The sequence below is a fragment of the Kitasatospora sp. NPDC097605 genome (assembly GCF_040302725.1).
In the GTDB taxonomy this organism is placed as follows: Bacteria; Actinomycetota; Actinomycetes; order Streptomycetales; family Streptomycetaceae; genus Kitasatospora.
On the sequence record NZ_JBEOSF010000011.1, the window covers coordinates 96,787 to 117,175 of the forward strand.

General features: G+C 73.3%; 21 protein-coding genes. 13 read left to right on the forward strand and 8 right to left on the reverse strand.

All coding sequences use genetic code 11. The features are described 5' to 3' along the window. Positions 1–204: 204 nt before the first annotated feature. Complete coding sequence (locus ABTX81_RS15110; protein WP_350544753.1) at positions 205–984, reverse strand: hypothetical protein; 780 nt, start codon at positions 982–984, stop codon at positions 205–207. Positions 985–1,240: 256 nt separating this feature from the next. Here ABTX81_RS15110 and ABTX81_RS15115 point away from each other — a divergent pair, with 256 nt between their 5' ends. Next, the gene (locus ABTX81_RS15115; RefSeq protein WP_350544755.1) at positions 1,241–2,281 is read left to right on the forward strand and encodes a hypothetical protein; all 1,041 of its coding nucleotides are present in this window, start codon (positions 1,241–1,243) and stop codon (positions 2,279–2,281) included. Positions 2,282–2,301: 20 nt separating this feature from the next. Here the strand turns inward: ABTX81_RS15115 and ABTX81_RS15120 are convergent, their stop codons facing one another. Further along, the gene (locus ABTX81_RS15120; protein WP_350544757.1) at positions 2,302–2,892 is read right to left on the reverse strand and encodes an isochorismatase family protein; all 591 of its coding nucleotides are present in this window, start codon (positions 2,890–2,892) and stop codon (positions 2,302–2,304) included. A 240-nt stretch (positions 2,893–3,132) separates the two neighbouring features. Further along, positions 3,133–4,449, reverse strand: a complete 1,317-nt coding sequence (locus tag ABTX81_RS15125; RefSeq protein WP_350544759.1) for a nicotinate phosphoribosyltransferase — start codon at positions 4,447–4,449, stop codon at positions 3,133–3,135. 202 nt (positions 4,450–4,651) lie between these two features. Here ABTX81_RS15125 and clpS point away from each other — a divergent pair, with 202 nt between their 5' ends. The 9 genes from clpS (at position 4,652) to ABTX81_RS15170 (ending at position 10,785) form a co-directional block, all read left to right on the forward strand. Beyond that, entirely contained in the window at positions 4,652–4,945 is a 294-nt protein-coding gene (gene clpS, locus ABTX81_RS15130) for an ATP-dependent Clp protease adapter ClpS (protein ID WP_350544761.1), read from the forward strand. An 87-nt stretch (positions 4,946–5,032) separates the two neighbouring features. Beyond that, on the forward strand, positions 5,033–5,614 hold the full coding sequence (locus ABTX81_RS15135; RefSeq protein WP_350544763.1) for a DUF2017 domain-containing protein: 582 nt from the start codon (positions 5,033–5,035) through the stop codon (positions 5,612–5,614). Between the two features lie 244 nt (positions 5,615–5,858). Beyond that, the gene (locus tag ABTX81_RS15140) at positions 5,859–7,313 is read left to right on the forward strand and encodes an amino acid permease (protein ID WP_350544765.1); all 1,455 of its coding nucleotides are present in this window, start codon (positions 5,859–5,861) and stop codon (positions 7,311–7,313) included. Positions 7,314–7,367: 54 nt separating this feature from the next. Continuing rightward, positions 7,368–7,799, forward strand: coding sequence for a M67 family metallopeptidase (locus ABTX81_RS15145; protein ID WP_350544767.1), 432 nt, complete (start codon positions 7,368–7,370; stop codon positions 7,797–7,799). A gap of 150 nt (positions 7,800–7,949) precedes the next feature. Next, on the forward strand, positions 7,950–8,069 hold the full coding sequence (locus ABTX81_RS15150; RefSeq protein WP_350544769.1) for a putative leader peptide: 120 nt from the start codon (positions 7,950–7,952) through the stop codon (positions 8,067–8,069). Positions 8,070–8,177: 108 nt separating this feature from the next. After that, positions 8,178–8,456, forward strand: a complete 279-nt coding sequence (locus tag ABTX81_RS15155) for a MoaD/ThiS family protein (RefSeq protein WP_350544771.1) — start codon at positions 8,178–8,180, stop codon at positions 8,454–8,456. 86 nt (positions 8,457–8,542) lie between these two features. Then, on the forward strand, positions 8,543–9,511 hold the full coding sequence (locus ABTX81_RS15160) for a PLP-dependent cysteine synthase family protein (RefSeq protein WP_350544773.1): 969 nt from the start codon (positions 8,543–8,545) through the stop codon (positions 9,509–9,511). Positions 9,512–9,645: 134 nt separating this feature from the next. After that, positions 9,646–9,837, forward strand: a complete 192-nt coding sequence (locus ABTX81_RS15165; RefSeq protein ID WP_350544775.1) for a MerR family transcriptional regulator — start codon at positions 9,646–9,648, stop codon at positions 9,835–9,837. A 201-nt stretch (positions 9,838–10,038) separates the two neighbouring features. Next, entirely contained in the window at positions 10,039–10,785 is a 747-nt protein-coding gene (locus ABTX81_RS15170) for an MBL fold metallo-hydrolase (RefSeq protein WP_350544778.1), read from the forward strand. A gap of 4 nt (positions 10,786–10,789) precedes the next feature. On the opposite strand, the gene ABTX81_RS15175 is transcribed toward ABTX81_RS15170, so the two are convergent. After that, entirely contained in the window at positions 10,790–11,707 is a 918-nt protein-coding gene (locus tag ABTX81_RS15175) for a branched-chain amino acid transaminase (protein WP_350544780.1), read from the reverse strand. 142 nt (positions 11,708–11,849) lie between these two features. Here ABTX81_RS15175 and ABTX81_RS15180 point away from each other — a divergent pair, with 142 nt between their 5' ends. Further along, the gene (locus ABTX81_RS15180) at positions 11,850–12,866 is read left to right on the forward strand and encodes a LuxR C-terminal-related transcriptional regulator (protein ID WP_350544783.1); all 1,017 of its coding nucleotides are present in this window, start codon (positions 11,850–11,852) and stop codon (positions 12,864–12,866) included. A 35-nt stretch (positions 12,867–12,901) separates the two neighbouring features. Here ABTX81_RS15180 and ABTX81_RS15185 read toward each other — a convergent pair whose 3' ends face one another. The 4 genes from ABTX81_RS15185 to ABTX81_RS15200 all read right to left on the reverse strand — a co-directional run bounded on the left by ABTX81_RS15185 (position 12,902) and on the right by ABTX81_RS15200 (position 18,696). Further along, the gene (locus ABTX81_RS15185; protein WP_350544786.1) at positions 12,902–14,191 is read right to left on the reverse strand and encodes an NtaA/DmoA family FMN-dependent monooxygenase; all 1,290 of its coding nucleotides are present in this window, start codon (positions 14,189–14,191) and stop codon (positions 12,902–12,904) included. Next, the gene (locus ABTX81_RS15190; RefSeq protein ID WP_350544788.1) at positions 14,188–15,276 is read right to left on the reverse strand and encodes an LLM class flavin-dependent oxidoreductase; all 1,089 of its coding nucleotides are present in this window, start codon (positions 15,274–15,276) and stop codon (positions 14,188–14,190) included. Before ABTX81_RS15190 ends, ABTX81_RS15185 begins: the two co-directional genes overlap by 4 nt. A gap of 447 nt (positions 15,277–15,723) precedes the next feature. Then, positions 15,724–17,001, reverse strand: coding sequence for a PTS transporter subunit EIIC (locus ABTX81_RS15195; protein ID WP_350544791.1), 1,278 nt, complete (start codon positions 16,999–17,001; stop codon positions 15,724–15,726). A gap of 405 nt (positions 17,002–17,406) precedes the next feature. Next, complete coding sequence (locus ABTX81_RS15200) at positions 17,407–18,696, reverse strand: PTS transporter subunit EIIC (RefSeq protein ID WP_350544794.1); 1,290 nt, start codon at positions 18,694–18,696, stop codon at positions 17,407–17,409. A gap of 382 nt (positions 18,697–19,078) precedes the next feature. Here ABTX81_RS15200 and ABTX81_RS15205 point away from each other — a divergent pair, with 382 nt between their 5' ends. Together ABTX81_RS15205 and rph are read left to right on the forward strand one after the other, a co-directional pair. Next, positions 19,079–19,312 carry a PTS sugar transporter subunit IIB gene (locus ABTX81_RS15205; protein ID WP_030060521.1) on the forward strand — a complete coding sequence of 78 codons (234 nt, stop codon included), beginning with the start codon at positions 19,079–19,081 and terminating at the stop codon, positions 19,310–19,312. Positions 19,313–19,474: 162 nt separating this feature from the next. Further along, positions 19,475–20,209 (forward strand): ribonuclease PH, encoded by a 735-nt coding sequence (gene rph, locus ABTX81_RS15210; protein WP_350544797.1) that lies wholly within the window; start codon positions 19,475–19,477, stop codon positions 20,207–20,209. The last annotated feature ends 180 nt before the right edge of the window (positions 20,210–20,389 follow it).

The following is a 20,389-nucleotide window of genomic DNA, read 5'->3' on the forward strand; positions in this document are numbered from 1 at the left end:
GCGCCCGCACCACCGGGCGCACCACCGTGCACGCGTCGGCCGGGCCGCGCCGGGCCGTGCCGGGCTGCGGCGATGCCCTGGGCGAGCCCGTCGGCGGGGTCACCCGGGAGGGGCGAGGTGATGGGCCGGCCCCGTCGCACGCGTCCCGCGTGCCCGGCCCTTCGACGGTGGATCGCCGTGTACGAGCAGAAAGTTGACGAACCGTCAGGTTGTGCGGCGGCGGCCTTCCGTCGAGCCGACCCGGTCGTCCGGCGCGGTGCCCCGGGCGAGCTGGGCGGGGAACGCCTCGACCACCCGTCGGCGGGCGAGCCGCGCGGCCGCCGCAGCCGCGGCCCCTGCGGCCCCGGCCGCCTCCGTGGCGGCGCTCAGCCGCTCCCGCTGGTGCTCCCGTCCCCGGGCGTCGGCGGACCCGTGCTCCGCGGTCGCGTGCTCCACGCCCTCGTGCCCGGGGTCCTGCCGGATGGCCGGGACCTCCTCGATCTCCGTGATCTCCTGGTTCCGCTGGGCCCGTTGGACCTCCTGTTCCTCGTGGGCCGTCTCGTGGGCCGCCTCGGGGGCGGCGTCGCGGACGGCATCGTGGGCGGCTTCGTGGACGGCGTCGCGCGCGGCCTTGGTGGCGGCCCGGCTCCGGGCCGCCTCGGACCCCCGTCGGGCCCGGCCGTGGGCGGTGCGCGCCGCGTGCTCCTCGGCCGCCTGTCTAGCCGCCAGGTAGGCCTGGACGGCGGCCATCCCGTAGACGGGCTGGATCAGCTGGTGGCCCTTGAAGAAGGGGCGGGCGGGGGCGAATCCGGCGGCGACCACGAGGTCGCGGATCTCCGCTATCTCCGCTTCGCTGCGCGCGGTGAAGCGGACCTCCCAGCCCTTCTTGTAAGTATGGCCCTGGGCACCGCTGCGGCGGGCCGGATCCGGCCGGCGGACGTATCCGGGCAGGCGTCCGAGGCGGAGCTGGGCCGCGCGGAGGCCGGCGGTCTCGTCACGTGACATGTACTAAGGGTAGGCAATCCGGCGGGCTGGAGTGACGCCCGGAGGTGACTTCGCCGTATGTGCTTGGTCACGCAGGGTCAGACGACCTGGTGGCTGATCGAGGATGACCAGGTACGACAAGCCGCTGATCACCCATTCCTCCGAATGGGTGAGGGTATGAGGACTTTAGTGCGGCCTGGTCCCGGTTTCACGACGGTTGGGTAACAGTGCGTCAGGCGGCCGCGACCGGCCCCCGGCCGTTGGGGATGGTGTCGGCATGAACTACCGGATTCCCATGCCGCCGCCGTCCCTGGAGGAACTGGCGCGCCGTCAGCAGAACGTCCTCACCGCCGGCCAGCTGCGCGCCCGGGGTGTGCCGGCCCGGATCATCAGCGAGCACTGCCGCCGCGGTGGTCCCTGGCAGCGGCTGCTGCCCCGGGTCTACCTGCTGCAGTCCGGCGACCCCTCGCCGGAGCAGCGGATGTGGGCGGCGCTGCTGTACGCGGCGCAGAACGGCCGGGAAGAGGGCCGCCGCGCGGGGGCGGTGATCACCGGCGCGGCCGCGCTCGCGCTGTACGGCTTCGCCGCGGTGCCCCGGCTGCCCGCCGTCACCGGGGTGGACGTCCTGGTGCCCCGCCAGCGGCGGCTGAAGGACGCCGGCGAGGTGCGGATCCGGCGCACCGAGCGGGAGTTGGTGGCGCGCTCGGTGCACGGGCTGGCCTGCGCGCCGGTGGCCCGCGCGGTCGCCGACGCGCTGCGCGAGTGGACGTCCGGCGACCGGGCCGGCGACCGGGCCGGCGGGGGAGCCGGCGGGCCGGCGCCGGTCCGGGAGGTGCTCTGCGAGGCCGTCCGCCGCCCCGAGCTGCGCTGCCCGGTGCGCGAACTTGCCGCCGAGCTGGCCGAGTCCGGGCTGACCGCCGACCCCCGGGTGCGGGCCGTGCTGGACGGCCTGCTGGCCGCCGAGCGGGACCGGGCGCTGGAGCGGGTCGGCGCGCTGGTGGACGAGTGGCTGCTGCCCGTCCCGCTGACCGGTCCGGAGCTGCGGATGCGCGGCGGCACCTACGTCGCCGTCCCGGACCTCTACTGGCCGGAGGCGGGCGTCGCGGTCGAGGTCGACTCGGAGCTGCGCTGCGTCAGCGAGGGCGAGGCGGCCTGGGTGCGCGGCGGCCAGCACCGGATGGAGTACCTGGGGGTGCGGGTGGTGTACGTCTCCGGCGCGCGGCTGGCCGAGGACGCGGACGCGGTCGGCGCCGAGCTGCGCGAGGCGTTCCGGCGGGGCGGGACCGACGTGGTGGAGCTGATGGTCACCGCCCACTGAGCGCCCGGGGCGGGAACCTCTCAGCCCCCCACGACCGGTTCGCCGACCAGTTCCACCCCGGCCGCCCGCAGCTCGTCCAGCGCGGCGGCGGTGGTCGGCGCGGCCACCCCGGCGGTCAGGTCGAGCAGCACCCGGGTGGTGAACCCGGCCCGCACCGCGTCCAGCGCGGTGGCCTTGACGCAGTGGTCGGTGGCGATGCCGACCACGTCCACCTCGGTGACCTGCCGCTCGCGCAGCCACTCGGCCGGTCCGCGGCTGTTCTCGTCCACGCCCTCGAAGCCGCTGTACGCCGCCGCGTAGGCGCCCTTGTCGAAGACCGCCTCGATCGCGCCGGAGGTGACGGACGGGGCGAAGTTGGGGTGGAAGCCGACCCCCTCGGTGCCCGCGACGCAGTGCACCGGCCAGCTGTGCACGTAGTCGGGGTCGTCGGAGAAGTGGTCGCCCGGGTCGATGTGGTTGTCGCGGGTGGCCAGGATGTGCCGGTAGCCGGGCGCGGACTCGGCGATGAGGTCGGTGATCGCGGCGGCCACCTCGGCCCCGCCCGCGACGGCCAGGCTGCCGCCCTCGCAGAAGTCGTTCTGCACGTCGACGACGATCAGTGCCCGGTGCATGGCTGGCATTCCTCGGTCTGGTGGGGTCCTGCGGAGGACGGGGGAGGGGCGTGAGGGGGACTCACGGCCGTACGGGGGAACTCTACGGTCGACTGTAGGCAGTGGCATCCGGGGGCGGAAGGCCCGGGGCGCGCCCGGACCCTCCGCCGCTCCGCGGACCGTCCGTGAGCCGTCCACGAACCGTCCGTGAGGCATCCGCGGGCCGTCCGAGAACGGTCGCCGCCCGCGGCGCGCCCGGCGTCACACGTGCAGTTCGGTCGCCAGCACCGGGTCGCCCTTGGACAGCTGGGTGGCCGACAGCGGCAGCGCCGCCCGGGCCCGGGTGTGCCGCTCGCGCGCGGCCTCCAGCGGCTCCCGGCCGACCACCTCGCCGGCCTTGACCAGCGGCACCTGCACCAGGTGCGGCGCCAGGGCGTCCGGGACGGGCCCGGTGCCGACGACCTCGGCCTCGGCGACACCGTCCGCGTCCGGTCGCCGGGCCGCCCACTTGCGCCCGCCGATGCTCGTCTTGCCGCCGGCCGCGCGCTTGGCGACCGGGACCAGCGGGCCGTCGGGTCCGGCGGCGCGGGCGACCAGCTTGTAGACCATCGCGCAGGTCGGCTCCCCGCTGCCGGTGACCAGGCTGGTGCCGACGCCGTAGCCGTCCACCGGGGCGGCGGCGAGCGCGGCGATCGCGTACTCGTCGAGGTCGGAGGTGACGATGATCCGGGTCCCGGCGGCGCCGAGCTCGTCGAGCTGGCGGCGGACCCGGTGGGCGAGCAGGGTGAGGTCGCCGGAGTCGATCCGGACGGCGCCCAGCTCGGGGCCGGCCACCTCGACGGCGGTGCGCACGGCCTCGCGCAGGTCGAAGGTGTCGACCAGCAGGGTGGTGCCCCGGCCCATCGAGTCGATCTGCGCCCGGAAGGCGTCCCGCTCGCTGTCGTGGACGAGGGTGAAGGCGTGCGCGGCGGTCCCGGTGGTCGGGATGCCGTAGGTGAAGCCGGCCTCCAGGTCGGAGGTGGCGGCGAAGCCGGCCACGAACGCGGCGCGGGCGGCGGCGACGGCGGCCCGCTCGTGCGCGCGCCGGGCGCCCATCTCGATCACCGGGCGGCCGCCGGCCGCGGAGGTCATCCGGGAGGCGGCGGCGGCGATCGCCGAGTCGTAGTTGAGGATCGAGAGGATCACCGTCTCCAGGATCACCGCCTCGGCGAAGCTGCCCTCCACGGTGAGCAGCGGCGAGCCGGGGAAGTAGACCTCGCCCTCGGGGTAGCCGTGGATGTCACCGGTGAACCGGTAGTCGGCGAGGAAGCGCAGGGTGTCCTCGTCGACCACGCGCTCGTCGGAGAGCCAGTCGAGCTGGGCGGAGGTGAAGCGGAAGTTCTCCACCGCGTCCAGGACCCGGCCGGTGCCGGCCAGCACGCCGTAGCGCCGCCCGGCGGGCAGCCGACGGGTGAACACCTCGAAGACGGAGCGGCGGTGCGCCGCCCCGCTGCGCAGGGCGGCCTGCAGCATGGTGAGCTCGTAGCGGTCGGTGAGCAGCGCGGTCGAGCCGGCCGCGGGCACGGAAGTGGCGTCCATGCGGATGATGCTACTACCCCTTAGCGTCAATGTGACGATTTCTCGGCGCGGGGATCCGTCCAGCGCGTCGTCGTCGCGGGGGCGGAATCGCCCGCAGGTCCCCCGGATGGCAGCATGGGGCTGGAGGGGCACGTGGAAGCCACGTGAACGGCCGGGTGGGAGCCACCCGGGAACCGAACTGAGCGGCAGGAGGGATCCGGCGGTGAGTGTCGCGCCCGTGGAGATCGAGCGCCCGGAGGTCGAGGGCGTACCGGTGACGGAGCCGGACACCCCGTGGGTCACCATCGTCCACAACGATCCGGTCAATCTGATGAGCTACGTCCAGTACGTCTTCCAGGCCTACTTCGGCTACCCGAAGGAGAAGGCCAGGAAGCTGATGATGGAGGTGCACACCAAGGGCCGGGCGGTGGTCTCCAGCGGCTCGCGCGAGGAGATGGAGCGCGACGTCCAGGCGATGCACGGCTACGGCCTCTGGGCGACCCTGCAGCACGACTGACCGCACGACCGGCGGCGCGCGCCCGCACACGGGCGGCCGCGCGGCCGCGGACCACTGGAACCGACGAGGACGGGCTGACCGATACCGATGGCTGGGTTGTTCGAGAGTGCCGGCGGCGGGGGCGCGGTGCTCGCGCTGGACGAGCTGGAGGCCTCCATCCTGCGCTCGCTGGAAGTGCAGATGCTGGAGCTGATCGGCCCCGGCCCGGGCGACGGGGAGGGGTCCGGCGACCCGCTGGCGGCGCTGTTCGCCGAGGGGCCGAGCAAGGCGCCGGACGATCCGGCGCTGGCGCGGCTCTTCCCGGACGCCTACGGGGACCCGGACGGTCCGGGCGACGCGGAGTCCCGGGAGGCCGCCGGGGAGTTCCGCCGCTACACCGAGCTGGACCTGCGGGCCCGCAAGCGCGAGGACGCGCTGCACGTCGTACGGGCGCTGGACGGACTGGGCGGCGAGGGCGGTCAGGTCGACCTCGACGCCGCCGCGTGCCTGCGCTGGCTGGGCGCGCTCAACGACCTGCGGCTGACCCTCGGCGTGCGGCTGGAGGTCACCGAGGACGACGAGCAGGGCCTGTACGGGCTGCCGGACGCCGACGACCGCAAGCCGCTGGTGATGGCCTACCTGTGGCTCGGCGCGCTGCAGGAGTCGCTGTTGGAGGCGATCGCCGACTGACGCCCCCCGGCCGAGGTTCCGGGGCGCCCCCGGACCGGGTCCCCCGTTCGGGGCAGGCCCCGGCCACTCGTCCGCATGGTGGACGAGTGGCCGGGGCTTTTCCGGTCAAAACGGGCGAAACCCTATCGAGGCATGCTCAAATATCGCTCAGATGGACACCGCTATCCGGACCGTGCGTGGTACGACTGCTGCTCCCCCACCCCCATGAGTCCCACCCGCGACATCCCATCCAGGACGGTGCAGCATGGCCGAACAGCTCTACGACGAGGTCGTCGACGCCAGACCGGACGAAGAGGGTTACCACCGGGGTCTGGGCAGCCGCCAGATCCAGATGATCGCGATCGGCGGGGCCATCGGCACCGGCCTCTTCCTCGGCGCGGGCACCGCCATCTCGAAGTCCGGCCCCAGCCTGATCCTGTCCTACGCGGTCGCCGGCGTGGTGATCTTCGCGATCATGCGGGCGCTCGGCGAACTGCTCACCTACCGCCCGGTGGCCGGCAGCTTCGCCGAGTACGCGCGGGAGTTCCTCGGCCCCTTCGCGGGCTATGTGACCGGCTGGACGTACTGGCTCTTCTGGGTTGTCACGGGCATGGCGGAAACCACCGCCGCGGCCGTGTACGTGAAGTTCTGGGCGCCCGAGATCCCGCAGTGGCTCTGCGCGCTCTGCTTCCTGGTGCTGCTCTACGGGGCCAACCTGATCTCGGTGAAGATCTTCGGCGAGATCGAGTTCTGGTTCTCCATGGTCAAGGTCACCGCGATCATCGGCATGATCCTGATCGGCATCGGGGTGCTCACCCTCGGCTTCAGCGACGCCGGCGACACCGCGTCGATCACCCACCTCTGGCAGGACGGCGGCTTCTTCCCCAAGGGCATCGGCGCCACCGTGATGACCCTGCAGATCGTCATGTTCGCCTACCTGGGCGTCGAACTCGTCGGTGTCACCGCGGGCGAGAGCGAGAACCCGAAGAAGACCCTCCCGCGCGCCATCAACACCCTGCCGTGGCGGATCGCGCTGTTCTACATCGGCTCCCTGGTCGTCATCCTCTCGCTCGTGCCGTGGACCGAGTTCCAGCCGGGCGTCAGCCCGTTCGTCGCCACCTTCGGCAAGATCGGCATCCCCGCCGCAGCCGGCATCATCAACTTCGTGGTGCTCACCGCCGCGCTCTCCTCCTGCAATTCCGGGATGTACTCCACCGGCCGGATGCTGCGCGACCTCGCCCTGCGCGGCCAGGCCCCCGGACGGCTCACCAGGCTCAACGCCCACCGCACCCCGGCCGCCGCGATCACCGTCTCCTCGCTGCTGATGGGCGTCGGCGTGGTGCTCAACTACCTCGTCCCCGCCAAGGCGTTCGAGTACATCACCTCGGTCGCCACCGTCTGCGGCCTGTGGACCTGGGCGATGATCCTGATCTGCCAGATCCGCTACCGCCGGGCCTGGAAGGGCGGCCACCTGCCGCCGCCCACCTTCAAGGCCCCCGGCGGTGTCTGGAGCAGCTGGGCCGCGCTCGCCTTCCTCGCCGTGGTCGTCGTGCTGATCGGCCTGGACCCGGACAACCGGATCTCGCTGTACGTCTTCCCGATCTGGGCCGTGCTGCTGGTCGTCGGCTACCGGGGCCTCGGACGGCGCGACCCCGGGGCGGTGCACGCGGTCGCCCACGACCACCTGCACGTCCCGGACGCCGGTCCCGACCCCCGCTGACCGCGCCTCGGACGCCCCGGCGGGCCACCGCCGGGGCGTGGCTATCCTGGCGCCATGCTGACCATCACCCGAGAACTGCGCGACGCGATCGTCGCCCACGCCCGCGCCGACCACCCGGACGAGGCCTGTGGCGTGGTCGCCGGGCCGGAGGGCAGCGGCCGCCCCGAGCGGTTCATCCCGATGCTCAACGCCGCCCGCTCGCCCACCTTCTACGAGTTCGACTCGGGCGACCTGCTCAAGCTCTACCGCGAGATGGACGACCGGGACGAGGAGCCGGTGATCGTCTACCACTCGCACACCGCCACCGAGGCCTACCCCTCGCGCACCGACGTGAGCTACGCCTCCGAGCCGAACGCCCACTACGTCCTGGTCTCGACCGCCGAGGGCAACGGCCCCGACGACGCGTACCAGTTCCGCTCGTTCCGCATCGTGGACGGCGTGATCACGGAGGAAGACGTCCAGGTCGTCGAGGCCTACCAGGCCTGACCCGCACCCACCTGGGCGAGGCCCGCCGACCACCCGCGAGCGGTCGGCGGGCCGTTGCCGTTTCCGGGCCGTCTCGGCATGGGGGACGAACCCATCCGTATCCCGAGACGGGCATGGAGGAGCGGGGCCGGGAATCTATACGATGAGCCCATGCGTTCCGTCGATGTGAGCACCCAGGCCCCGGGCACCCGCCTCGTGGCGCGCCTGCACATCGACCTGTGCCGGCTCGCCAGCGCGATCTGTCCCGGCACGCCCGCGCACTCGCGCTGAGCCGCCCGCCCTCCCCGGCCCGCCCGCGGACACCACCGCCCCGGGCCGCACCACCCTGCCGCGTCCGCTGCGGCCCACCCACCTCACGACTCGCACAGGAGCGCACCCATGGCCATCGAGGTCCGTATCCCGACCATCCTCCGCACCTACACCGACGGCGCCAAGGCCGTCGAGGGCACCGGCAGCAACCTCGGGGAACTCTTCCACGACCTCGACGCCCGCCACCCGGGCATCGCCGCCCGTCTGCTGGACGGCGGCGAGCTGCGCCGCTTCGTCAACGTCTACCTGAACGACGAGGACGTCCGCTTCCTGGAGGGCATCTCCACCGCGCTCGCCGACGGCGACAGCGTCACCATCCTGCCCGCCGTGGCCGGCGGCGCCCGCTGACCACCCGCCCGTACCGCCCCGCGCACCGTCCGGGGCGGTACGGGCCCGCCCGTACCGAACCCCACCGCCGCCCGCCGGAGGACCCCTTGCGCTACGACAGCCCGCTCGAAGCCGTCGGCAACACCCCGCTGGTCCGCCTGCCCCGGCTGTCCGCCGCGGTGCCCGGCAACACCGAGGGCCTGGTCACCCTCTGGGCCAAGCTGGAGGACCGCAACCCCACCGGCTCCATCAAGGACCGCCCGGCGCTGCACATGATCGAGCGCGCCGAGGCCGACGGCCGGCTCACCCCCGGCTGCACGATCCTCGAACCCACCAGCGGCAACACCGGCATCTCGCTGGCCATGGCGGCCAAGCTCAAGGGCTACCGGATGGTCTGCGTGATGCCCGAGAACACCAGCGAGGAGCGGCGCGAACTGCTCCGCATGTGGGGCGCCGAGATCATCGCCTCGCCCGCCGCCGGCGGCTCCAACACCGCCGTGCGGATCGCCAAGGAGATCGCCGCCGAGCACCCCGACTGGGTCATGCTCTACCAGTACGGCAACCCCGACAACGCCGGCGCCCACTACGCCGGCACCGGCCCCGAGATCCTCGCCGACCTGCCCACCGTCACCCACTTCGTGGCCGGCCTCGGCACCACCGGCACCCTGATGGGCGTCGGCCGCTTCCTGCGCGAGAAGGTCCCCGGCGTGCGGATCGTCGCCGCCGAGCCGCGCTACGACGACCTCGTCTACGGCCTGCGCAACCTCGACGAGGGCTTCGTCCCCGAGCTGTACGACGCCGAGGTGCTCACCACCCGCTTCTCGGTCGGCTCCGCCGACGCCGTCCGGCGCACCCGCGAACTCCTCCAGGAGGAGGGCATCTTCGCCGGCGTCTCCACCGGCGCGATCCTGCACGCGGCGATCGGCGTGGGCCGCAAGGCCGCCCAGGCCGGCGAGCGCGCCGACATCGTCTTCGTGGTCGCCGACGGCGGCTGGAAGTACCTCTCCACCGGCATCTACACCGCCGAGTCCACCGAGGCCGCCGTCGAGGCGCTGCAGGGCCAGCTCTGGGCCTGAAACGCCAGGGATTGTCCGGACCGTGCTCCCGGTTCGTCACGGAACGACCACGGAGTCCGGTCCGGGGCGGGGATTCCCGGCCCGCCCGGAAAGGCTGCTCACGAACGTCCCCCACGCACCAGCGGAGGTGACCCGTGAGCCGCAGCACCGACCTGTGGTCGTACACCGACATCGCCCGCCACATCAACGTCCGGCCCGAGACCGTGCGCACCTACCGGCGGCACGGCCTGCTGCCCGACCCGGACCTGGTCGACGCCGGCGGCCGCCCCCGCTGGTACCCCGCCACCATCCGCGCCTGGGCCCGCCGGCGCCCCGGCCACCGCTGACCGCCACCCCGGCGCGCGCCGCCCCCCCGTCCCCCCGGGCGTTCTGGTGATTCCAGCCACAGCACGGCACGGAGACGGGGGCAAAGCGCCGGTCCGCCCTTACCCTCGACAACACGCGCAGGGCAGCGCCTCCGGCCGGTATCCCCGGCCCGCTGTCATGACCAGCGGCAGCCAGGGATGTGTCGGGGCGGAGGGGCTCGGATGAAACTGACCGTGGTGGGGTGCTCGGGGAGCTTCCCGTCGGCCGACTCGCCGTGCTCCAGCTACCTGGTGGAGGCCGACGGCTACCGCGTCGTGCTCGACCTCGGCAACGGCGCGCTCGGCGCCCTGCAGAAGTACGTCTCGATCTACGACGTCGACGCCGTCCTGCTCAGCCACCTGCACGCCGACCACTGCGTCGACCTCTGCGCCTACTGGGTCGCCCGCAACTACCGGGCCGAGGGCTGCCCCGACCCGATGCCCGTCTACGGCCCGGCCGGCACCGCCGCCCGGATGGCCCGCGCCTACGACATGCCGGAGAACCCGGGGATGAAGGAGGTCTTCGACTTCCGCACCCTCACCCCCGGCCGCTTCGACCTCGGCCCGTTCCGGATCGACGTCGCCCAGGTCAACCACCCCGTCGACGCCTTCGCCTTCCGGCTCGAACACGGCGGCCGCAGCCTCGTCTACTCCGGCGACACCGGCGAGAGCGCCGAACTCGTCGAACTCGCCCGGGACACCGACCTCTTCCTCTGCGAGGCCGCCTACCTCGACGGCCGCGACACCTACCGGGCCGTCCACCTCAACGGCCGCGAGGCCGGCGAGCACGCCACCGCGGCCGGCGCCCGCCGGCTCGTCCTCACCCACATCCCCCCGTGGACGGACGCCGAACTGAACCGGCGGGACGCGGCCGCCGCCTACGCCGGGCCGGTCGAGATCGCCCGGGCCGGCGCCGTCTACGAGCTCTGACGGCTCACTCCACCGGCGTCAGCCAGTGCCGGTAGCGCGCGTCCGCACCGGTCACCGCCGCCTCGTAGGCCGCCTGCAACCGGGCCGTCAGCGGACCCGGGGCGGCCGGCAGCTCCCGGTCGTCCAGCGAACGCACCGCCACCACCCCGGCCGCCGTCCCGCACAGGAACACCTCGTCCGCCGCGTACAGGTCCGAACGCAGCAGTGACTCCACCCGCACCGGCACACCCAGGTCACGGGCCAGCGTCAGCACCGTGTCCTGGGTGATCCCCTCCAGGGCGCCCGCGCTCGTCGGGGGCGTGCGCAGCACCCCGTCGCGCACGGCGAACACGTTCTCGCCCGTGCACTCGCTCACCGTGCCGTCCGGGCCGAGCAGCAGCGCCTCGTCGTACCCCGCGTCGGTCGCCTCCCGGCGGGCCAGCACCGAGTTCAGGTACGGGCCGGTCGCCTTCGCCGCGGGCGGCACCGCGTTCGGGTCGGTCCGCCGCCAACTGCTCGTCTTCAGCCTGATCCCGCCCTCCGCGTCCGGCAGCTGGGAGTGCCACTCCCAGCTCGCGACCGCCGTGACCATCGGCGAGGACCGCATGTCCAGGCCCATCGCGCCGTAGCCCAGGAACGCGAAGTGCCGCAGATAGCAGGAACGGTGGCCGTTCGCCCGCACCAGGTCGACGGTGGCCTTCGCCAGCTCGTCCACCCCGTACGGCAGTTCCATCCGCAGCATCCGCGCGCTGCGGTCCAGCCGGCGCAGGTGCTCGGGCAGCCGGAACACCGCCGGGCCGTCCGCCGTGGCGAACGCCCGGGTGCCCTCCAGCACCCCCGTTCCGTAGTGCAGGCCATGGGTGAGGACGTGCGTGGACGCCGCGTGCCACGGCACCAGCGCACCGTCCAGCCAGATCGTCGAAGCCTCGGGAAGAACCGTCATGGCCGCCATCCTGGCCACCCCGGCGCCCCCGGTCAGCGGCTCGGACACTGCCGGAACCGGCCATGACCGGGAGCGGAAACGACCCGTCTCGCAGGATGGAAGACCCGGGCGGACGGGCACCGGCCCTCACTAGGCTGCGCCGATGGAGAGCCCCGCCGACCGGGACGCCACCCGGCTCTACGCCCGCCTGCTCGCCGAACCCGGCCGCCCGCCCGCCGAGTTGTTCCCCGACTGGGACCGGCACCGGCTCGCCGCCGCCACCGCCGAACTCCTCGCCCTCGGCCTGCTCCAGCCCGCCGCCGCCGGCCCCGTCCGGGACCGCCCCGCCGACCACCCCGCCGGCCGCGCCGCCGTCTCCGTGGACACCGCCGTGCGGCAACTGCTGCTCGACGCCGACCACCAGGTCGCCGACCTGCTCGGCGCCCTGCACCGGGCCCGCGACGCCGTGGACCGGCTGCACACCGACTACCTGCCCGTCCAGGAACGCCACCGCGCCGGCACCGCGCTCGAAGTCGTCCGCGGCGCCGACCGGGTCGCCGCCCTGCTGGAGGACGCCGCCCGCGGCGCCCGCGCCGAAGCCCTCTCGCTGCGCCCCGGACAGGACCTCTCCGGCCCGGCCCTGGCCGGCAAGCTCGCCCGCGAACGCCTCGCCCTCGCCCACGGCGCCACCCTGCGCACCATCCACCCGGCCGCCGCGCTGCGCCGCCCGGCCGTGCTCGGGCACGTCCGGGAGCTGACCGGGGCCGGGGCGCGGATCCGGGTGGCCCACTCGCTGCCGCTCTGGCTGATCGTGGTGGACGCCCGGCTGGCGATCCTGCCCGCCCCCGGCTCCGGGCCGGGCGGCGACGCCCCGGTGGCGGAGGCGGCCGTGGTGGTGCGCGAGCCGACGCTGGTCGCGCTGGTCGCCGAACTCTTCGAGTACTTCTGGTCGGCCGCCTGGACCCCTGCCGAGCTCCTTCCCGGCGCCGTGGAGATGACGGAGCGTCACGTCGAGGTGCTGCGCCTGCTGGCGGCCGGTCGCACCGACGCGGCGATCGCCCGCAAGCTGGAGCTGTCCGAGCGCACGGTGCGCCGGCTGGTCGCCGAACTGACCGCCGGCCTGGGCGCGGAGAGCCGCTTCCAGGCCGGCGTGCACGCCGCCCGGCTCGGCCGGGTCTGACGGCGGCGGTGCCGGGCGGTGGTGCCGGGCGGGTGTCAGCGCCGGCCGGGGACCGGCAGGCCGAGGTGCTCGCGCAGCGTCGTCCCGGTGTACTCGGTGCGGAACACCCCGCGCTCCTGGAGCAGCGGCACCACCCGGTCGACGAAGTCGTCCAGCCCGCCCGGGGTGAGGTGCGGGACGAGGATGAAGCCGTCCGCGGCGTCGCTCTGCACATGCCGGTCGAGCTGGTCGGCGACGCTCTCCGGCGTGCCGATGAAGCTCTGCCGGCCGGTCACCTCGATCACCAGCTCGCGGCTGCTGAGCCCCTTCTCGGCGGCCACCGCCCGCCACGTGGCGGCGATCTCCAGCGGGTCGCCGAGCGAGGTGCGGCCCTGGACCAGGCCGGAGTCGCGGACCGGGTCGATCGCCGGCAGCGGGCCGTCCACGTCGTGGTCGGAGAGGTCGACACCCCAGACCTGCTCCAGATAGGCGATCGCGGTGGCCGGGCTCACCTGGGCGCGGCGGATCGCGGCGGCGCGCTCGACGGCCTCCTCCTCGGTGTCGCCCAGGACGTAGGTGACCCCGGGCATGATCTTCAGCTCGTCCGGCTTGCGCCCGTACGCGGCGAGCCGCCGTTTGACGTCGGCGTGGAAGGCCTGGCCGGCGGCGAGCGTGGAGTGCCGGCTGAACACCACGTCGGCGGTGGCGGCGGCGAACTCGCGGCCCTCCTCGGAGTCGCCGGCCTGGATCACCACCGGGTGGCCCTGCGGCGGCCGGGGGACCGAGAGGGTGCCCTCGACGTCGAACTGCGGCCCCTGGTGGCGGACCGTGCCGGTGCCCGCCGCGTCCCAGAACGCCCGGGCGAGCGCGACGGACTCGGCGGCCCGGGTGTAGCGGTCGGCGCGGTCCAGGTAGCCGCCGCGGCGGAAGTTCTCGCCGGTGAAGGCGTCCGAGGAGGTGACCACGTTCCAGGCGGCGCGGCCGCCGGAAAGGTGGTCCAGGGAGGCGAACCGGCGGGCCAGTTCGTAGGGCTCGTTGAAGGTGGCGTTGACGGTCGCGGCCAGCCCGAGGCGGGTGGTGACGGCGGCGAGCGCGCCGAGCACGGTGATCGACTCGGGGCGGCCGACCACGTCCAGGTCGTGGATCCGGCCCTTGACCTCGCGCAGCCGCAGGCCCTCGGCGAGGAAGAAGAAGTCGAACCGGCCGCGTTCGGCGGTCGCGGCGAGGTGGCGGAAGGAGCCGAAGGCGATCTGGCTGCCGGAGGCCGGGTCGCTCCACACGGTGGTGTTGTTGACGCCGGGGAAGTGGGCGGCGAGGTGGATCTGCTTGAGCGGGCGGTCCGTCATCGGGTCACCTCGGCGGTTGCGGCAAGGCCGGCGGCAAGGCCGTCGGCGGGGACGGGGACAGGCGTGGGGACGGGGGCGGCGATGGTCGCGGCGAGCGCGTAGCGGCTGGCCGGGCGGGCCAGGCCGAGGTGCTCGCGCAGGGTGCGGCCGGTGTAGCGGGCCCGGAACAGGCCGCGCTCGCGCAGCGCCGGCACGACGTGCTCGGCGAGCGCCGCGAGGTCGCGGGCCGGCTCGGCGGGCACCAGGTGGAAGCCGTCGACCCCGCCGCCGCCCTCGGTGACCTCGGTGAGCAGGGCGGCGGCCGCGGTGTCGTCGGGCAGCGCGGCCGGGATCCGGGCCAGGATCCGCAGCGCCTCGCCGCCGCGCAGCCGCAGTGCGGTGGCGGCGGTGAGCCGGGTGGCCCGGTCGGGGGCGTCGAGCAGGACGACATCGGCGTAGCGGGCCGCGGTGGCGACCCGGGCGCGGCCGCCGGGGCCGGCGTCCGGTGCGAGGTCGGCGGCGGTCACGGTGACCGCGATCACCGGGCGGCCCTGCGGCGGGCGGGGGGTGATGGAGGGGCCGCGGACCGAGAAGCGCGGGCCCCGGAAGTCGATGTGGTGCAGCTTGGCGCGGTCGACGAACCGGCCGGTGGCGGTGTCGCGGATCTCGGCGTCGTCCTCCCAGCTGTCCCAGAGCCGGGTGGCGACCTCGGCGGCGTCGGCGGCCTCGGCCCAGAGCTCGTCGGCCGGGGCGGCGTCCTTGCGGCCGAAGGCCCTGGCCTCGGCCTCGGTGTCGGAGACGCCGACCAGCCAGCCGGCCCGGCCCTCGCTGACCCAGTCCAGGGTGTTGACCGCGATGGAGGTGTGGAACGGCTCGGTGTGGGTGGTGGTGACGGTGGGGACCAGGCCGAGGCCGCGGGTGACCGGGGCGAGCCGGGCGAAGGTGGCGAGCGCGTCGAGCCGGCGCGGTTCGGGCGCGTAGGAGTCGTCGAGGGTGACGAAGTCGAGGGCGGCCCGTTCGGCGAGCCGGGCGAGCGCGGTGAAGTGGGCGGCGTCGACGTGGCCGGGGCTGTCGAGGGCGGCGGAAAGGTGCAGCGGGCGGGGCATGGGCGGCCTGGACTTTCCTGGGACGGAAGCGGTGCGTGCGGCGGGTCGCGGACCGGCCCGCGCTCCCGGGGACGGGGGCGGGCGGGGGTGCGCGGGCACGCGTCGGCCCGTACGGGGCACGGGCGGGCGCGGGTGACGGGGTGGTGCGCGGGCCGGGCGCGGCGGGACGTCAGCCGGGCGGCGGCGGGGGAACGCTCGGGTCAGCCGCGACACGCCGCGGACCACACGCGACCGAAGTCGATGTGGCTGCGGGTCACCAGCGGGCGGGGGGCGTTCACCGCTTCAGTTGACCAGCGGCTCCGCGGATCCGTCAACCACCGTCTCAGCGGGCGGCCGTCGCGGTGGACACGCGGGGAGCCGGCCTCGGGCACGCGAACGGCCCCGCCCCGCCACCCGGGGGAGCGGGGGCGGGGCGGGGCCGTGAGCGGCGTGCGGTGGTACGGGGCGTCAGGCCTTGGTGACGTCCTCGATCTCGTCGTCGTCCTCGCGACCGGGGGTCTTGAGGTCGAACTTCACGATCGCGAAGCGGAACAGGAAGTAGTAGATCGCGGCGAAGACCAGGCCGAGCGGGATGATCATCCACGGGTCGGTCGCCTTGCTCCAGGCGAGCAGGTAGTCGATCAGACCGCCGGAGAAGGTGAAGCCGTCGTGCACGCCGAGCGCCCAGGTGACGGCCATCGAGACGGCGGTGAGGACGGCGTGGATCACGTACAGCAGCGGGGCGATGAAGACGAAGGCGAACTCGATCGGCTCGGTGACACCGGTCACGAAGGAGGTCAGCGCCAGCGACAGCATCATGCCGGTGACGGCCTTGCGGCGGTGCGGCTTGGCGGTGTGGGCGATGGCGAAGGCGGCGGCCGGCAGGGCGAACATCATGATCGGGAAGAAGCCCGACATGAACTGTCCGGCGGTGGGGTCGCCGGCGAAGAAGCGGGTCAGGTCGCCGTGCACGACGGTGCCGTCGGCCTTGGTGAAGTCACCGGTCTGGAACCAGGCGTAGGAGTTCACGAACTGGTGCATGCCGACCGGCAGCAGACCGCGGTTGACCAGGCCGAAGGCACCGGCACCGAACGCGCCGGCCCCGATCAGGGTGTCGTTCAGGCTCTTGATCGCGTCGCCAATGGGGCCCCAGGTCAGGGCGAACAGGACACCGACGGCGGTGCCGACGAAGGCCATCATGATCGGGACGAGACGGCGGCCGTTGAAGAAGCCGAGCCAGTCGACCAGCTTGGTGCGGTGGTACTTCTGCCACAGCACGGCGCTGAGCAGACCGATCACGATGCCGCCGAGGACGCCGGGGTTCTGGTACGTCGCGGGGACCCACTTGCCGTCGGCGATGTGGCCCTCGGCGATCGGGAAGGCGGTCAGCACGTTCTTGTAGACCAGGAAGCCGACCAGGGCGGCGAGGGCGGTCGAGCCGTCGGCCTTCTTGGCGAAGCCGATGGCGATGCCCACCGCGAAGAGCAGCGGCAGGTTGTCGAAGACGCCGTTGCCGGCGGTGGCGAAGACCGCGGCGACCTTGTTCCAGCCGAGGCCGTCCTTGCCGAAGACGTCGTCCTGGCCCAGGCGCATCAGCAGACCGGCCGCCGGGAGGACGGCGATCGGCAGCTGGAGGCTGCGGCCGATCTTCTGCAGACCCTGGAGCAGGTCCTGGCCGAACTTCTTCGTGGGACTCGGCGTGGCCGGAGCCGTGGCGGGCGCCGGTGCCTGCGCAGACTGACTCATGGGGGTGGCTTCCTTACGGCAAGGGCGGGTCGGTCGGGGGAAGGTGCACAGGGGGCCGAACCGCGAACTGGTCTACACCACACGTGGTGTAGACCAGTTTTGTAGCACGCGCGGAGGAGGCGGGGAACCCTTGAAAGCGCCGCAGATGGGAAGCGCTATGAAATCGAAACCTACTTGTGGATCGGCGATCTTGATTACCCGCCGTGATTGGTATTTTGGCTATTTGCGCAACAAAAAGCCGCGGCGGCCGAACGCTCCACGGCACGTCACCGGCCGGTCACCGACCGGCCCGGGGGCCGCGGCGGGCGGCGTTCCGGCCGGGGCCCTCGGCTCGGCCGGATATGCCGAAGGCCCCCGGACCGATGGTCCGGGGGCCTTTTCGGATTGTGTTCGGTGACGCTCGGTTTATGCCTTGGTCACGTCCTCGACCTCGCTCTCGGGCTCGCGTCCCGGTGTTTTCAGGTCGAATTTCACGATGATGAAGCGGAACAGCGCGTAGTACACGGCGGCGAAGCAGAGGCCGATCGGGATGATCAGCCAGGGTTTGGTGGCCAGGCCCCAGTTGATCACGTAGTCGATCAGGCCGGCCGAGAAGCTGAAGCCGTCGTGCACCCCCAGCCCCCAGGTGACGGCCATCGACGCGCCGGTCAGCAGGGCGTGCACGCCGTACAGGGCCGGGGCGATGTAGGCGAAGGAGTACTCGATCGGCTCGGTGACACCGGTCACGAAGGAGGTCAGGCCGACCGAGAGCATCAGGCCGTAGATCTCCTTGCGGCGGTGCGGCTTGGCCGAGTGGGCGATGGCCAGCGCGGCGGCCGGCAGCGCGAACATCATGATCGGGAAGAAGCCCGACTGGAACTGCCCGGCGGTCGGGTCGCCGGCCAGGAAGCGCGGGATGTCGCCGTGCACGATGGTGCCGTCCGGCTTGGTGAACTCGCCGAACTGGAACCAGACGAAGGTGTTCAGCAACTGGTGCATGCCGATCAGCAGCAGCGCGCGGTTGAACACGCCGAAGATGCCCGCGCCACCCGCGCCGAGGTCGGCGAGGGTCTGGCTGAAGGAGTTCAGGCCGCGGCCGATCGGCGGCCACACCCAGACCGCCACCACGGCGAGGCCCATGCCCACCAGGGCGGTGATCATCGGCACCAGCCGGCGGCCGTTGAAGAAGCCCAGCCAGTCCACCAGCCTGGTGCGGTGGAAGCGCACCCAGAGCCAGGCCGACATCAGGCCGAGCAGGATGCCGCCCAGCACGCCCGGGTTCTGGTACGTCGCGGCCGCCGCCTTCGCCGAGGTGTAGTCCACGCACTGGTCGCTCACCAGCACCGTCCCCGGCGCGCAGTCCTCCGGGAAGGCGTGCAGCACCTTGTAGTAGACGAGGAAGCCGACCACCGCGGCCAGCGCCGTCGAGCCGTCGGCCTTCTTGGCCATGCCGATCGCCACCCCGATGCAGAACAGCAGGGGCAGGCCGAAGGAGGAGTCCAGCAGCGCGCCGCCGGCCGCCGCGAACACCTTGGCGACGTTGTTCCAGCCCAGGCCGTCCTTGCCGAAGACATCGGGCTGTCCGAGCCGGTTCAGGATGCCCGCGGCCGGGAGCACCGCCACCGGCAGCTGGAGGGAGCGGCCCATCTTCTGGAGGCCGCCGTAGAAGGTGTGCCACCACGTGCTCTGCGGTGCTGTGGCGCCTGCCGAACTCATCCTTCGCCCTCCGGGTGCCGTGGCCGGCCGGTGGTCCCCGCCGGGACCCCCGGGTGGGGACCGGGAACACCCGGGGCCCTTCCTGCGTTCATCGGAGTACACATATATTGGTGTAGACCACTTTGGGACGCAGGCCGCGCGCCGGGAGACGGGCCCCACTGCTCGTCATCCTCGGGGGCCGACCCCGGGCGTGCGCGTCGGAATGGGCCAAAAGTGGACTAACGTGGCATATCGGTCCGGCTCGGGTCATGCTGGTCGCGCCGCGCGGGCAGCACGCCACGGCAACGACCCACCACTGACCGCACGTCACCCGCGACCGAGGTCACAGCGCAGGACGGCACCCGGCAGAGCAGCCGACGGGCCGAGACAGAGGGAGAAAGCAATGGCCAGCAAGGCTGAGAAGATCGTCGCCGGTCTGGGCGGCATCGACAACATCGAAGAGGTCGAGGGCTGCATCACCCGCCTGCGCACCGAGGTCAAGGACGCCTCCCTCGTCGACGAGGCCGCGCTCAAGGCCGCCGGCGCCCACGGCGTCGTCAAGATGGGCACCGCGATCCAGGTCGTCATCGGCACCGACGCCGACCCGATCGCCGCCGACATCGAGGACATGATGTGAGCTGAGCCCACCCGGCTCGCACCGCGGCCCGCCGACCCCACCGGTCGGCGGGCCGCGGCACGTCCGGGCACCGGACCCCGCCCTCCCGGGCAGACCCGGACGCCTCGGGACGCCTCGGGGCGTACCCGGAGCACCCGCCGAAACCGACTACGCTCGGTGCCTATGTCACGCATCGACGGCCGCACCCCCGAACAGCTCCGTCCCGTCACCATCGAACGGGGCTGGAGCAAGCACGCCGAAGGCTCCGTCCTCATCTCCTACGGCGACACCAAGGTGCTGTGCACCGCCAGCGTCACCGAAGGCGTCCCGCGCTGGCGCAAGGGCAGCGGCGAGGGCTGGGTCACCGCCGAGTACTCCATGCTCCCGCGCGCCACCAACACCCGCGGCGACCGCGAATCCGTCAAGGGCCGCCTCGGCGGCCGCACCCACGAGATCAGCCGGCTCATCGGCCGCTCGCTGCGCGCCGTGGTCGACCACCGCGCCCTCGCCGAGAACACCATCGTCCTCGACTGCGACGTCCTCCAGGCCGACGGCGGCACCCGCACCGCCGCCATCACCGGCGCCTACGTCGCCCTCGTCGACGCCGTGAGCTGGGCCCGCGAGCGCAAGCTGCTGCGCGCCAAGGGCAAGCCGATCACCGGCGGCGTCAGCGCCGTCAGCGTCGGCATCATCGACGGCGTCCCGATGCTCGACCTCCAGTACGAGGAGGACGTCCGCGCCGAGACCGACATGAACATCGTCTGCACCTCCGACGGCCGCTTCGTCGAGGTCCAGGGCACCGCCGAGGGCGCCCCCTTCGACCGCGCGCTGCTCGACCGGCTGCTCGACCTCGGCACCCTCGGCTGCGCCGAGCTCGACGAGGTCCAGCGCAAGGTCCTCGGCGAGCTGGAGGGCTGACCTCCCGGGGCCTCCTTACCCCCTGAAGTACCGGTTCCGTTTCGGTTTCCGGAAATCAACGGGCTCCGGGCCCGGCCGCTGTACAGGCCGGGCCCGGAGCCCGTACGGTTCCCGCAGCACCCGTGGCCGGGAACCGCGCACCCCTCAGCGCGCGTCCTTCCCTTCCGGATACCCGCGCAC